The sequence below is a fragment of the Mucilaginibacter oryzae genome (assembly GCF_003148845.1).
In the GTDB taxonomy this organism is placed as follows: Bacteria; Bacteroidota; Bacteroidia; order Sphingobacteriales; family Sphingobacteriaceae; genus Mucilaginibacter; species Mucilaginibacter oryzae.
On the sequence record NZ_QGHA01000003.1, the window covers coordinates 531,259 to 546,642 of the forward strand.

At 47.1% G+C, this 15,384-nt stretch carries 7 protein-coding genes; 3 read left to right on the forward strand and 4 right to left on the reverse strand.

All coding sequences use genetic code 11. The features are described from left to right. Positions 1-329: 329 nt before the first annotated feature. Positions 330-3,254 carry a ligand-binding sensor domain-containing protein gene (locus LX99_RS11355; protein WP_109607980.1) on the forward strand — a complete coding sequence of 975 codons (2,925 nt, stop codon included), beginning with the start codon at positions 330-332 and terminating at the stop codon, positions 3,252-3,254. Between the two features lie 123 nt (positions 3,255-3,377). Next, positions 3,378-4,163, forward strand: a complete 786-nt coding sequence (locus LX99_RS11360) for a polysaccharide deacetylase family protein (RefSeq protein ID WP_245927893.1) — start codon at positions 3,378-3,380, stop codon at positions 4,161-4,163. 4 nt (positions 4,164-4,167) lie between these two features. On the opposite strand, the gene LX99_RS11365 is transcribed toward LX99_RS11360, so the two are convergent. Genes LX99_RS11365 through LX99_RS11375 form a run of 3 tightly spaced genes read right to left on the reverse strand, consistent with a single transcriptional unit; the run spans position 4,168 to position 10,930 of the window. Next, the gene (locus LX99_RS11365) at positions 4,168-7,257 is read right to left on the reverse strand and encodes a type I restriction endonuclease subunit R (protein ID WP_109607982.1); all 3,090 of its coding nucleotides are present in this window, start codon (positions 7,255-7,257) and stop codon (positions 4,168-4,170) included. A gap of 18 nt (positions 7,258-7,275) precedes the next feature. Beyond that, the gene (locus LX99_RS11370) at positions 7,276-8,580 is read right to left on the reverse strand and encodes a restriction endonuclease subunit S (protein ID WP_109607983.1); all 1,305 of its coding nucleotides are present in this window, start codon (positions 8,578-8,580) and stop codon (positions 7,276-7,278) included. A gap of 1 nt (position 8,581) precedes the next feature. Then, on the reverse strand, positions 8,582-10,930 hold the full coding sequence (locus LX99_RS11375; protein ID WP_109607984.1) for a type I restriction-modification system subunit M: 2,349 nt from the start codon (positions 10,928-10,930) through the stop codon (positions 8,582-8,584). Between the two features lie 365 nt (positions 10,931-11,295). Between LX99_RS11375 and LX99_RS11380 the strand changes: the two genes are divergently transcribed. After that, positions 11,296-13,224, forward strand: coding sequence for a family 43 glycosylhydrolase (locus LX99_RS11380; RefSeq protein WP_170122673.1), 1,929 nt, complete (start codon positions 11,296-11,298; stop codon positions 13,222-13,224). 233 nt (positions 13,225-13,457) lie between these two features. On the opposite strand, the gene LX99_RS11385 is transcribed toward LX99_RS11380, so the two are convergent. After that, entirely contained in the window at positions 13,458-15,377 is a 1,920-nt protein-coding gene (locus tag LX99_RS11385) for a RagB/SusD family nutrient uptake outer membrane protein (protein WP_109607986.1), read from the reverse strand. Between the last annotated feature and the right edge of the window lie 7 nt (positions 15,378-15,384).

Here is a 15,384-nt window from a genome sequence, read left to right on the forward strand (position 1 = left end):
GCATAAAGCAAGTATCGGTTTTCATTTTTCAGGGTGGAAAGTTGGGCAATACCTCGTACACAACTGCCGCGTGGCAATTGCTTGTTGTTTTTATGGCAACAGAGGGCGGGCACAAGTTTAAATAACTCATTTACAGGTTTATAATTTTGGTTAAATAGTAATGCCGTGGCATTAGGTTTATGGCCCCAAATGTATATGCTCATTAACCCACAGTGAAATTTTGGACTACATCACTACCACACACCTTGAAATTTTTGTTGTAATGATTGATATTCGCCCCATCTTTGATACATTTAATAAAATGTTGGGCTTTCGCCCATAAAACCTATATGCGCCCACTTGTTGTTTTTGTTTTTATCCTGCTTGCAGGTAACCTATGCTCGTATTCACAGACCTATATCGGCCAGCGGGAAACGGTTAACTATGAAAAAAAACAATACAACGCGGGTACCCAAAACTGGAAGATCATCCAGGACGCGCAGGGCCGCATGTACTTTGCCAACAACGAGGGCGTACTGGTTTTTGATGGTTCCTACTGGCAGCTTTATCCATTGCCCAATAAAACCATTGTATGGTCGATAGAATTTGGCAAGGATAAAAAGCTGTACGCGGGCGGGCAGGATGAGTTCGGTTATTTTTCGCCGGGGAAGAATGGCCTGCTGCAATTCACTTCGTTAAAAAACCTGCTGCCCAAAGCCGACCGGTTATTTTCTGATATATGGGATATTGCCTGTTATGGCGATGATATTTTCTTCAGGTCGAGGAACAAGATTTTCAGGTACCATCACGGTAAAATAAACGCTTACCCGCCCTATTCATCCTGGCTTTCATTAGGCACTTACCAAAACCAGCTGATAGCACACGACGAGCAGCGGGGTATTGCCGTTTTTAAAAACGGCAGCTGGCAAACGCTTATCAATAAAAAAGATCTGCCCGGCGGATTTTTCATCACCGGTATTGCCAATATCAATAAAGATTCGAGCCTGGTTACCACAGCCAAAAACGGTGTATTTATACTAAGCGGCAACAAGCTAAGCAGCTGGAATATCAAGGGTTTTGGGATAGATAACCATGAGCATTTTTCGGGCGTGGTGAAGCTGGGCGATGGCAGCTATTTGATAGGTACTTATGCCAACGGCCTTTACCAGGTAAACAGGCAGGGCAACGTGATCGAAAACATCTCCAAAAAAGAAGGCCTGCAAAACAGCAATGTACGCAGCATGTTTATGGATAATAACCATAACGTATGGCTCGGGCTTGATAACGGGATTGATTTTATCGCTTATAATAACGCGGTTAAGCATGTTAACCCGGCGGTGTTTAAAGATGGCGGCGGCTTTTCGGTGGCGGCTTTTGACCATAAGCTTTACTTCGCGCTATCAAACGGTATTTATGAACTTCCGGCCCTTAACAATACCGATCTGAGTTACACACCCAATAACTTCAGGGCCTTATCCCAAATTCTTTCCTGGAACCTATCGGTAGTGGATGGTCAGTTACTGGCCGGCGCTGATGACGGCGCCTACCAGATCATCAACGGTAAACTACAACCGGTTGATAAAAGTTCGGGCTATTGGCTTTACCGGCCTCTTGCCTTAAATTCGGCGGGGTACATCGCCGCGGGCAATTATAATGGCGTACGGTTGTTTAAAGATACCGGCAACGTACTCATCAACAAGGGCAGTGTAAATAAGACCTACAATGAATCGGCCCGCTTTGTAGAAATTGACAGTGACCATACAATCTGGACCTCGCACCCTTACCGGGGTATATATAAGCTGGTTCCGGGTTCGCCGAAGCTACGGGTTTATACCCAGGCCGACGGCCTGCCATCTACGCTGGATAATTTTGTTTTCAAAATAAAAGGCAAGGTTGTTATAGCCACCCAAAGGGGCATATATGAATACAACAAATCAACCGACCGCTTCCAGGTTTCGGCGCAATATCAAAACGTATTCGGCACCTTAGGGTTAAGGTACCTGAAAGAAGACCCATCGGGCAATATCTGGTTTGTGCAGGAAAAAAACGTTGGTGTGGCTGATTATTCGGGCGTTAAACCTGTTATCAATTATATCCCCGAGCTAAGCCGCAGAATTTTGAGCGGCTTTGAAAATGTATATCCCGTAAATGAGAACAACATTTTTGTTGGCGGCGAAAACGGCTTTTACCATATCAACTACGCCAGGTACAAGCAAAACATACATCCTTTAAAAACTTATATCCGCAAGGTGAAAGCCAACGCGGGCACTGATAGTTTGCTGTTTGGCGGATATTTTACCAATGTAAATGATGATGACAAACAGCCAGCGGCGGCGATGCCCTCATTAAGCTACCTCTGGAACTCGCTGCACTTTGAATATTCAACGCCTGTGTTTGAAGAACAATCAAACGTAGAGTACAGCTACTATCTGGTTGGGTTTGATAAGGAATGGTCGGAATGGTCGAAAAAAACGGAGAAGGATTATACCAACCTATCGGCCGGGAGCTATACCTTTAAGGTGAGGGCGCGCAACCATCATGATCACATCTCGCCCGAGGCGGTTTACTCGTTCAGCATCAATCCGCCCTGGTACCAAAGCCTGTTGGCCTATATCATTTACCTGGGCATATTCGCCTACCTCATTTACTATTTTTATCGCCTGCAGGAAAAACGGCACACCCGCAACAACGAGAAACGCCTGCTTGCCCAGCAACAAAAAAACGAGGAGGAGCAGCGCCGTATGGCCTATCAGCACCAGATAGAGCTGGAGCGATCTGAAAAAGAACTGGTAAAACTGAAAAACGAAAAACTGGAAAGCGAAATTGAGTTTAAAAACTCTGAACTGGCCTCTACTGCCATGAACCTGGTACAGAAAAAAGAGTTTTTGGTAAAGGTGAAGGAAGAACTGCAGCGCCTGCACAAAGCGGGCGGGGATGTGGTTGAAACATCCGAGATCAAAAAACTACTGCGCCTGCTTACCGAAGAAAATAAGATTAACGAAGAGTGGGAACAATTCAGCATGCACTTTAATAAGGTACATGCCGATTTCCTGACGGTAATTAAAGATCGCTACCCAACCATCAACCAGCAGGAACTGAAGCTTTGCGCTTACCTGATCATGAACCTATCCAGCAAAGAGATAGCGCAGCTAATGGCTATCTCGGTACGTGGGGTGGAGATCAGCAGGTACCGTTTGCGCAAAAAATTGCAGATCCCTACCGAGGTTAATTTATTTGAGTTTTTGTTTGAGATACAGCGGGAGTGTATGAAGTAAGGTTACCGCCAAACTGCCGCGGGTTTAGCAGCTTACAGCCGGCCGGGGTGAAGCTTTTAAAATGAGCAATTTATTTGCAAAAACCGGGTTCCGTTTTTACATTCGACCAAGATTTTTTGAATTGTGTTTAAGCCCCTTATCACCCTCGCTTCCGTTAGCCTGCTGTTGTTTTTAAATGCAGAGCCGCCCGTTAACAGCAAGGCCGTTCTGGCCCGTAAACAGGTACCGGTTTTATGCTATCACCAGATCCGCAACTGGCGCGCGGGCGACAGCCAGAAAGATAAAGATTATATTATACCGCCCGCTACGTTTAAGGCACACCTGAAAATGCTGGCCGACAGCGGCTACCATACCATACTGCCCGATGAGTTGTACGGCTATCTTACCTCGGGTACCCCCCTGCCGCCCAAACCCATTATGCTCACCTTTGACGACAGCGACGAAGACCAGTTTAGCGTTGCCCGGCCCGAACTGAACAAATACGGTTTTAAGGGCGTTTATTTTATTGTAACCAATAACCTGGGCAAAAACAAGTATTATATGGACGGGAAGCAGGTAAAACAACTGGCCGATGAAGGACATATTATTGCCAGCCACACCCGCGACCATATGAGTTTTAATAAAATAAAAGGCGCCGACTGGGAAACACAGATCAATATCCCTACCCAAAAACTGGAACAAATTACCGGCAAGCCCATCAAATACTTCGCGTTCCCTTATGGCATCTGGAACCCGGCGGGCCTGCCCCAACTGCACCGGCGCGGTTTTAAGGCAGCCTTTCAGTTAGATATGCCAAGGGATAACAACGACCCCATCATGACCATAAGGCGGGTAATTGACTGCGGCTACTGGAGCAACCAAACCCTTGATTATTATATTAAGCACGGGTTTGGAAAACCGGCCAGGTAAATGTTTACAAACCGATATTCAATACCCTTTTCAGGCTGCTTTGCATAGCTGCCTTGAAGCTGTCATCCTTGGCGTTAAGCCTGTAAAGGTCCAACTGTTCGCGGCGAAGGCGTGCCATTACCTCATCATAAATTTTGTTGAACGCTATTTCCCTGTTTTGTTCATCGGTGTTGTCGGCGTACTTGTCCTTAAAATCGGGGTGGGCCTGCATCTTTTTGGCCAGGTTTACCAAAATAATCCGCTGATCTTCGGGTGTGGCATCCCAGCCCTGAAAAAAGCGTTCGTTAAAGCTCCTGATAATAATATCTAACGAATCTTCTTCCGTATCGCTGCCGTGCGCGCCGCGCGGGTTTGCGTTTTGCGGATCGAGCTCGGTTTCGGTTTGATCAAGGCCGATAGCGGCGTTCAGCTTCACACGCTCCAGGCCGTAGGTTGAAAGATCGACCGAGTTCAACAGCTCATCCAAAGCATCCTGGGCCGGGTCGGCAATTAACAATTTGGGGATCAGGAATTTCAGAAACCAAAACAGCTTTTCCCAGTTAACCACCTCGTAGGGTAAAATGGCGGCCATCTGGCCATATATTTTTACAAATTGTTTGGCCTTGATCTTAAAATCGGCCTTGTCGTTATCAGCCAGTTCAAGCTGGTTGTTGAACCTTTCGGCAGCAACATCAATTATCGGGCTCAAATCCTGAGCGTTAACACCCTCAAAATATTTAGCAACAAAATCTTCTACCTCCTGCCACTCGTACACGCCCACGGTGTCCAGGTCGTTTTTTAAATCGTGCAGTACGTTTACATCTGTAGCGCTGCTGAGGGTTGTGGAAGTGTAAAACGGATCGAACGAGGCTTTGATATCATCGGTGGAGTTAAAAAAATCGAGGATAAACAGGTCTTCCGTTTTTTTGCCCAGTTTGTCGGCCGCGCGGTTGAGGCGTGATAGCGCCTGCACCGCTAATACGCCCTGCAGTTTTTTATCTACATACATGGCCGTTAGCTTTGGCTGATCGAAACCGGTGAGGTATTTATTGGCCACCACCAGCATCCGGTACTCGTCCATATTAAAGTAGCGGGCAATTTTATCGCTGATGTATCCCGGATCGGCAGGTTTGGCCGTATCTAAATGCTGGGGGAAATAGTTTAAGGTTTCTTCGGAATGCTCGATACCATCAACCGTTTTTTTGCCCGAAAAGGCTATGGCGATGTTAAAAGGCATGCCCTTTTTATTGAGCAGGTTTTGCAGGGCGAAGTAATACCTGATGGCCGATTCGATACTTTGGGTAACCACCATGGCCTTTGCCTTACCTTTCAGCTTTTTAGTGTTAACCACCTTATCAATAAAATGATCAAGCATCAGGCCCGCCTTGGTGGCTATGGTTTGCTCGTGCCGCTCAACGTAAGCCTTTAATTTTTTCTGGGCTTTGGCGGTATCAAACAAGGGGTTATCCTCTATCGATTTTTCAATTTCGTAATAGCTTTTATAGGTGGTATAGTTGGCCAGCACATCTAAAATAAAACCTTCTTCAATGGCCTGTTTCATGGAGTACAGGTGGAAGGGTTTGAACTTGCCATCCGGCTGCTTTACCCCAAATTTTTCGAGCGTGGTGTTTTTGGGTGTGGCCGTGAAAGCGAAGTACGAAGCATTACCCGCCATTTTACGGGCTTTCATGGCCTCTAATATTTTATCCTGCGGGTCGGGGTCTTCCTCTTCGTTAATAACCGAGCCCATGGCCCGGTTCAGGTTATCGGCTGCCGAGCCGCTCTGGCTGCTGTGGGCCTCGTCAATTATTACGGCAAAACGTTTGTCGCTTAAATCGTCAATCCCCTTTACAATAAACGGGAACTTTTGTATGGTAGTGATGATAATCCGTTTGCCGCTTTCGAGGCTGTTTTTCAAATCCTGGGAGGAGTATGCCGGGGCTACGATGTTTTTTACTTCCGAAAACTCTTTGATGTTTTCGCGCAGTTGTTTATCCAGCAAGCGCCTGTCGGTTACTACTATTACCGAATCGAACAGCGGGTTACTTACGCCCCTTCCCCCCGGCGTGGTATCGCTTTCGGGATAGGCTTCGATCAACTGGTAGGCGGCCCAGGTAATGGAGTTTGATTTGCCCGAACCTGCCGAATGCTGTATCAGGTACGTTTGCCCCACGCCTTTTTGCGATGCATCCTTAATTAAGCGCCGCACCACATCCATTTGGTGGTAACGGGGAAAATACAGGTTCTTTTTATTGAGCGCGTCGGTTTCCTTGCCATCAAACCGCACAAAGTGCTGTATAATGTTGGCCACGCTTTGCCGGGTTAAAACCTCATCCCAAAGGTAGGCTGTTTTATGGCCGAAGGCGTTTGGCGGGTTACCCTTACCAAAATTATGGCCCAAATTAAAAGGCAGAAAAAAGGTGTTGGCGCCATCCAGCTTGGTGGTCATGTATACCTCGTCGGTATCGGCAACAAAGTGTACTATGCAGCGCCCAAAGTTTAGTAAGGGCTGGCTGATGTCGCGTTTAAATTTATATTGGTTTTGGCCATGTACCTTGGCGTTTTGCCCTGTCCAGTGGTTTTTAAGTTCCATGGTGGCAAAGGGCAGGCCGTTTACAAACAGCACCATGTCTATCTCTTCTTTGGCATTGCTTAACGAGTAACGTACCTGGCGGGTAACGCTGAACTGGTTGGCCTCAAAATTATCTTTAACCGTTTGGCTGCTGCTGGCCAATGGCAGTGGGTATAGCAAAACAAAATGCGCGTCATCAACCTCCAAACCTTTGCGGAACAGGCGGATAATGCCGTGCTTTTTGATCATTTTATCCAGCCGCTCCAGTATTTTCAGCTTCCAGTCGTGTTGTTTTTGCAGTTTGGCCAGTTCATCTTTTTGGGTTTTATTTAAAAAATCCCAAAAGCGTTCTTCATCAATGGCGAACCGGGCATTAAAATCGGTAGCGGCGCCAATGTAATACCCATTGCCCGAGCGGTACAACTCCCTGCGCTCGGCAAAAGCGCCTGCAACGCTTGCAGCCCTGATCTCCTCGAGCGTAGTGCCGGTTAGTTTTTTTTCTATCGCTGCTTCTAAGGCTTGTTCGTTGGTTTGACTGGGCATAGGTTATAGGTTTGGTGCTTAGTTTACTTTTATTTTACCGGTTACGGCGCTGTTAATTAAGGTGGCTTTGTATTCTTTTAGTTTTTCGATTTCGTTTTGTTTGGAAGAAATAGCGTCATAAGTCCTTTTAGAAAAATCTTCGATGTATAATGAGATTTTTGCCTGCTCTGCTATTGGCGGTAATGGCAAACTGAAGTTTTTAAGCGACTGAAAATTTAGACCTTCTCTTCCTCCTCCTTGTTGATTAAACCATATTTGACCCTGGCCAACATTGGAAGCTAATAATCCATTCAGAAAAACAGTTAAAACATCTTCTGAAGGTCGCACTATGCAAACATGTTGATTTACGTTCAATGGCAAATCAAGTTCAACAAAATGACATCGACCTATCGAACCTCCTGTTATATTTAACAATACGTCACCTTTATAGACCTTACTATTATTCATAGAATTATGAGTCTTATCTGAAATAAAAGCAACCCCTTCCAAATCAATTTTGCCAAATAAAATATTCTGACTTCTTAAAAGAGGTATACCGCTATCCAAATATGATGTCCCTCCTCCGGATGGAGTAACGCCACTGCCTATTTTTGTAGTTATATATTTCAACCTCTTCACCTCCCAATGCTCCGGTATCTCACCAATCCATTCCACCCCACTATCTTTTAAAGGCACATCAGGATCAAGCCCGCGGGTAACCGCTTTATTGATGAGCACCTGGCGGCGTTCTTTTAAAAGTTCAATTTGTTTTTCTTTTTGGGCGATGGCCTGATCTATCAATTCAATTTTCCGGTCGAGGAAATTGGCAATGGCGGTTTGTTCGGCAATGAGGGGAAGTACTATATCGCTATTACCAATATCATTAAAATTAAGCGTTTGCCTCACGCCAGAGCCCAATACTTTCATATAAGCAACGTCGAATCGATGTAGAAGCCACTTAAAGTAATTTTTATCCAGAGAAACTGAATTATGTAACACAATATATCCTGAACTTACTACGACATCAATTTCCGATAACGCTATTCGAAGGCTTATCAAGTCATAATTCAAATTTAGAGGATTGACTAAGAAATCACCCTTTAAAACTACCTGATATGACTTTTTGGTTGCCTCCGGAATTTTTTCATCATCCTTAAAAATTACTTTTCCAAAGCTTATCGATCCGCAATTAAGTTCGACGTTTGTTCTTTTTTTTACCTCATGAAACAATCGTTTTAGCTTAACCACCTCCCAATGCTCCGGTACCTCGCCCAACCATTCCACCCCGCTATCCTTATAAGCGGGGTATTTTTCAAAGCCTGTTTTTGTTGTTGTTGCTTCCATATCAGGCCAGGTTTAAAATTTGGCGTATTAAACCTTCGCTTTCATCTTCCAGCCTTAAAATATCGGCGCTTACCTCTTCCAAACTACGCAGGGGCTTATGGCGGTAAAAATATTTGTTAAAGCTTATTTCGTAGCCAATTTTGGTGGCATCGAGGTTTATCCAGGCTTCGGTTACGTGCGGTTTTACCTCGCGTAAAAAGTAGGTATAAATATCTTCGGCCAGGGGCACGTTTTCGGTGTCGCGCAGGTCGCTTTCGGTTTCGTACTGCTGGTATTCGCCTTTGGTGGCGGTGGGGTAATAGCCATAATCGGGCAGCTGGCTTTCCTCGCAACCTAAATGCTGCAAAAGCGTATCCAGTTTATCGCCGCTTAATTTAACCACGCCTTTTTTCACTTTTTCGGCGTCGGCATGGTACCAGCTTACCGCGTTCAGGATGGCGTTTTTTTCGGCGGCGGAGAGTTTAATTTTAGCGGTTTTCAGATGGCCGTCAACCAATGCTAAAAAGTGGTTAAAATCATTATGTTCGTCGCTGCCAATTGCCTGCATCAGTTGGTTGGCTACACCTATCAGTTCAATGCCTTTTTGCCAGGTGGCAGGGCTAACCAAGGCCTTGCTTTGTTTGGCGTTCAGGTTTAAGTCGTTTTTTTCGCACCAATCTAATATCGCCTTTTCGTGCTGTGCCAGGTTATCATACAGGGCATCGCCAAACTCGGTGTAGGCCCATTCCATGGCCTCGCGAAGGGTTTTATCAAAGCGCAGCTCTTCAATACGTTCGGCAGTAAATTGGGCTTTTAAGCGTTTAGGCCTTTCAATGGTTACCTTGTAGTAGCCAAAATCGGTATTGCTGAAAATTTTCGAGGCAATGCCATCGTCGCCCGCGCGGTCAACAGTTTGCAGGCTTTCGTAAACATCAACAATCTGGCGGATATGTTCGGGCGCGAATTCGCAGTTTTTATTGCCCAAATTTTTGCGCAGTTTACGGTAAAGCTGCCCGGCATCAATCAATTGTACTTTGCCTTTGCGGTTTGCCGCCTTGTTGTTGCTTAACAGCCATATATAAGTGGTTATACCTGTGTTGTAAAACAGGTTGTTGGGCATTTGTATAATAGCTTCCAGCCAGTCGTTTTCAATAATATAGCGGCGTATATTGCTTTCGCCACCACCGGCATCGCCCGTAAACAGGCTCGAGCCGTTGTGTACCGAGGCTATGCGCGAGCCTGTGGTATTTTTATCGGCTGGTTTCATTTTGCTTACCATTTCCATCAGGAAAAGCAACTGCCCGTCGGACGAGCGGGGCGTGGCGTCGGCATCTTCTTCGGTACCCCAATAATCTTTTAACTTAACCTGGAAACGCGGGTCGATCACGTCTTTACCGTCTTTGATATTTTTCTGCTCGCCCGCCCACGATTTTCCGTAGGGCGGGTTGGAGAGCATAAAATTAAACTGCACACCGGCAAACTCATCGGTACTTAGGGTTGAGCCCACGCGGATATTTGCGGGGTTGTTACCCTTTATCATCATATCCGATTTGCAGATGGCGTAAGTTTCGTCGTTAATTTCCTTGCCGTACAGGTGCACATCACCTTTGGCCCTTATTTCGCCATCGGGATCTTTAATAAAATTCTGCGATTCGGTAAGCATCCCGCCCGAGCCGCAGGCAGGGTCATAAATGGTCATTACCGGCGGCAGGCTGTGTTTTACGGGTTCAAAAACCAGGTGGGTCATCAGGTCAATCACCTCACGCGGGGTAAAGTGCTCGCCGGCCTCCTCGTTATTTTCCTCGTTAAAGCGGCGTATCAGTTCTTCAAAAACATAGCCCATACCCAGGTTGCTGAGGGCGGGCAGTTTGCGCCCGTCGGGGTCGTTTTTTTCAAAGGGGGTAAGGTTGATATAGGCCGAGGTAAATTTTTCGAGCACGTTTAAAAGCACATCCTTTTGCGCCATGTGCCTTACCTGGCTTTTCAGCTTAAATTTATCGATAATTTCCTTAACATTGGCGCTGAAGCCGTTCAGGTAATCTTCAAAATGCGCCAATAGTATTTGCTGGTTATTGGTGGCGTTGTTGTACAGGCGCTGTAAGGTCCACTCGCTGGTATTGTAAAAAACGTAGCCGGATGCCTGGCGCAGCCCTTCGTCTTCCCATTCGGTAAAGCCGGCCTCATCGCGCTGAAAGGCAAGCTCCTCTAAAACAGCCGCCTTGGTGGGCTCCAACAGGGCATCCAACCTGCGCAAAACCACCATAGGCAGGATAACATCCCGATATTTACCACGAACGTAAACATCGCGCAGGCAATCATCAGCAATAGACCAAATAAAGGAAACAAGTTTATTATGTACGGCGGTATTCATTTAACAAATAAAATAATTGTTTGTTAAATATCAGCAAATAAAACGGACCGCGCGTAAATAATAAGCCGGATAATACGTGGATGCAATAATGGGTATCAATTAATATCCGCAACTTATTTGCATGGCGCAAACAATAAGGCTACCGCTTGTAAACTCAAACCGGCAATTGCGCAGGCACATGATCCATCAAAAAAATGAAGGCTTTGTACATTCGTTGTACAATCAGTTACATATGGGATAGCCGGACGGATGCGATGGTGATAGTTTTAGGTTTAATAAATTAACAAACGCCGATGAATTTTAAATCTATTATTTCCCGTTGTTGTTTAACATTTTTTTGCTGCGCGTACTGGTATCAGGGCGCCATGGCCCAACTCAATAAGGTTGAGGAGATCAGGCCGGTACCCTATCCCACTGACGTGGCCGAACAGGTGCGCACCTATGTTAACCCGGTGCTGGCGGGCGACCATCCGGATCCGACACTTTTAAAGGTGGGTGATGACTTTTATATGTGCGGCTCCAGTTTTCATTTTGTGCCAAACCTGCCTGTTCTTCACTCTAAAGACCTGTTGCATTGGGAGCTTGTTTCGAGGGTGGTGCCCGCGGATTGGAATGAGCTCAAGTCGGGGGCGCCGGGTGCAGGCATCTGGCAGGGCGCCATAACCTATTTTTATGGAACTTACCGTATTTATTTCTCTAACAGCGCGGGGGGCGGGCAATACATGTCGAGCGCGGCGAAGCCCTCGGGGCCATGGTCTGCGCCTGAAAAAGTGAAGACCACCCCGGATACCGGCCCCATCGGGTACGACAATTCTATTTTTGTAGATGACGATGGCACACCGTACATGATCATTAAAGCCAGCCAAACTACTAACCGCATCCAGCAGATTGATCATTCGGGCCACCTCACGGGTAAACTGATTAACCTGGACTGGATTAACCGATACAAAAAATATAGCTGGGCCGAGGGCCCGGTAATGTGTAAGCGGGAGGGCTGGTATTATTACTTTATGGCCGGTGATGTTACCGGTGGACAGTATATACTTCGTTCAAGATCGCTTGTTGCCGATTCGGCTAAATGGGAGAACCTTGGAAACATATTCGCGTTTTCAAAAGATCCGGATAACAGGTTCAGGTCGGTTAATCACATGTCGTCTCCGTTTCAGTTAAGTGACGGTACCTGGTGGTGCATAGCGCAAAGTTATGATGCGCCCAAAGGCGACGACTGGAGCGGACAGGGAAGGCAGGACCTGATTTTCCAGGTTCAGTGGACAGCCGATGGCCGCCCGTTTGTTCCTTACCCCTCAGATCAGCCCCTTACACGTCCTGATCTTAAAAATAACGGCCTGGCCTGGCGCTTACCGAGGTCGGATGAGTTTTCGGGTTCAAATTTATCGCTGTACTGGCATTTCCTCAACAAAAACGCCGCCCGGCGGTATTCCATCGCCGAAAATAAAGGCTGGCTCAGGCTTAAGCCCGACACCGGCAGGACCCACATCCTGCAAAAAGAAGCGGGACATTATTATTCGCTTGTTACGCGGGTAAAGCTGAATGCCGGGGCACCGGGGCAGGCGGCCGGGATTTACCTTGCTTCGGGCAATGAATCAGTAAACGTGCGTCTTTGCACAGGGTTTAACGATGGCAAAAAAACATTCAATTTTGCGATGGGCGGCCAGTTGTTCAGCGCAGAAAACACCATTGGCGAAAGCGTATGGTTAAAGCTGGAGCGCCAAGCGCATGAACTAACCGGTTACTACAGTGCCGACGGCAGGCAATGGCGCCAGATCGGTAAGGCTATCAATGCAGCTGAGCTGGATAAGGCCCAGCCTAATTTTAACTCATGGGTGGGTACGAGCATGGGCCTTTTTGCCGAAGGAAAGGACGCGGATTTTGATCTTTTTGTTTATAAAGATGGTTATTCGGAACTGCCTTTGGCGGGCGCCAATAACTATTGGGGCGTAACTTTATCACAACTTAACGGCGCTACCTTAAATAATGATGCCGGAGGTTGGGTAATGCTGGGCGGAGTGGATATTGGAAGGGGGGCAAACAAAACAACCGGTATTTCTTTAACAGCAGCGGCGCTTAGTAGCGGCAGCGTTGAAATATGGATAGATGACCTGAACAAAGACGGCAGGAGAATAGCGGTAATACCTGTTAAACCTACCGGCTCATTAGATAAATGGATAACCCTAACTGCAAAAATCCCCGCCATTGCCGGTCAGCATGACGTGTATGTGAAGATAAAAGGGGCTAAGGATGCTTTGGCGATAAGATCATTATCGTTTAAATAAACTTATTGCCGCCCCAATATTGATCGGGCATAAGGCAGGCCTTCTCATGGCTTCCCGATGGCCATTCCTAAAAGGAAGCGGCCAATCAAATCAAAGAAATCAGCTACGGTCTTTAATTTTATTGAAGACCGTAGCTGATTCTTCACACTATACCAGGCTAAAAATACAAAAGCAAGAGAGGCCGTTCAAGCGATTGAACGGCCTCTTTTATTAAATACGGTTATATTCCCTGCTTAATAGCCGGGATTTTGATAGGCAGCTTTATCCGCAGGGCTCATGATCAACGCATCTATTTGCCCCTGGGGGATAGGGCGCAGGTAAAGATGCGGGTCGATGGTGCGGGTTACTTTAACCGGTGTATGGTCGCCAAAGGTGGTTCCTGATATGGTAAACGAAGCCGCGAGTTCCGCCCACTTCTGGGTACGTACCAGATCGAACCAGCGACCGCCCTCCGCATAAAATTCACGGGAACGTTCGGCTAATACATAATTCAAATCGATAACTGCGGGGGTAGCAGCGATCATTGCCTGGCTGTCGTCTTCAATTTTCACCACATTACCGTTGTTGTTGAAACGCCATTTGCCTGCGCGGGCCCGCAACACGTTAACAAGTTCGCGTGCTGATTTTCCGGCTTTAACAGTAGCGCCTTTAACTGCCGCCTCTGCCGCGATCAGGTACAGCTCCGAAAATTTGGCAATTGGAAACGGACGCGTACTACCGGCATTTGGCTGTCCTAAACCAGTGCCGTTATCTGTACGATACGGCCCCAGTTTCCAGAGCCCCGGATAAATGATCCGGCTTATATCGCCCGGGTTAACCACCCAGTCTGATCTCCCCGGCAGCAACCCGGCGCCAACATTGCCGTTTGCTTTGGCGTATGTAACGTTCGGATCGTCATTATCCAGGAAGGTGAGTATCGCGCCACCCTGCGGTACGGGCAGGCCGTTGGCGTTAGTGACAGTCAGGGCTGTATTTCCGCCCTTTTGCCAGTTTCCGCGGTATACGGTTGTGAAAGTTCCGTCATATCTTGAATCATTCACTTTATCGGCAAATGTATTTTTCAGCACTTCAACCGTAGGCGCCATGCGAACCCAGGGGCGGCCGAGGTGCTGGTCTGCCTCACGCAAAACAGGGTTTATCCCGCCGCTCACTATATTGGGATAGTTCCAGGTCATCATCCAGCCGGCAAAGTTGTCAGGAGCGCCGCCGCTTCCGTAGGTCAAACTCGAGCCGTTATATTTCTCGCTGCTTTGCGTATGGTCTGCATAAAGTACCATTTCGCTGTTACGATCATTCGATCCAACATTCACATCGTAAAATGTGGGCTGTAATTTGAACGGGCCCGGGTTATCAATTGCGATGGTGGCAATATCGTAGGCGCTTTGAAAATACCACGCGGCGTCGTGCCCGTTCGGGTCTGTACGGCTGCTTGCAGGGTAGGTTGGGATACCGTTGGGATTTTGCAACCACCAGGCATAAGTTAAATAGGCTTTAGACAGGAAAAGGCGGGCGGCAGTTTTGGTGAGTCCGCCGGTTACGCGGCCTGTCTCCGGCAGGTCATTGATCGCCTGCACCAGATCCGGGAAGATAGCCTTTGTATAAACTTCGGGTACGGTGTTACGCACTGAGGTTCTTGAAGGCGTGATATTAAATTTCAACACGCCCGAACCCAGATCAAGCGGTACGCCGCCGTACGATTGTACCAGCAAAAAATAATCAAATGCCCTGAAAAAGCGGGCCTCGGCAATCAGCGCGGCGGAAATGCCTACAGCGCTGGCGTTTTCAATTACGCCGCTGGCCGTGTTGATATCGGTAAAAGACTCGCCCCATATGATACTGGTAGGATAGCTGGTTGAAGAGATGACGCCTACGCCTGAGCAATCCAGATCTTTGAAGTTTCCGTCTGCGCTTTGGCCCCAGGTAGCCTCATCAGTACCTGTAACACCCGAATTATAGTAATAAGCCTGCCCGTAAATATTACGCAGGTGGGCGTACATGGCTGTTAATCCTCCGTTTACGCCCTGTACCGTTTTAAAATATTCGGGAGTGAAGGTGGCACGCGGCTGTTCATCAAGCACTTTTTTACATCCCGTAGATAAGACCGTTATCAAAAGCGCGGATTTGATGACGCTTTTTATCTTTAAAGTTTTCATGTTGATA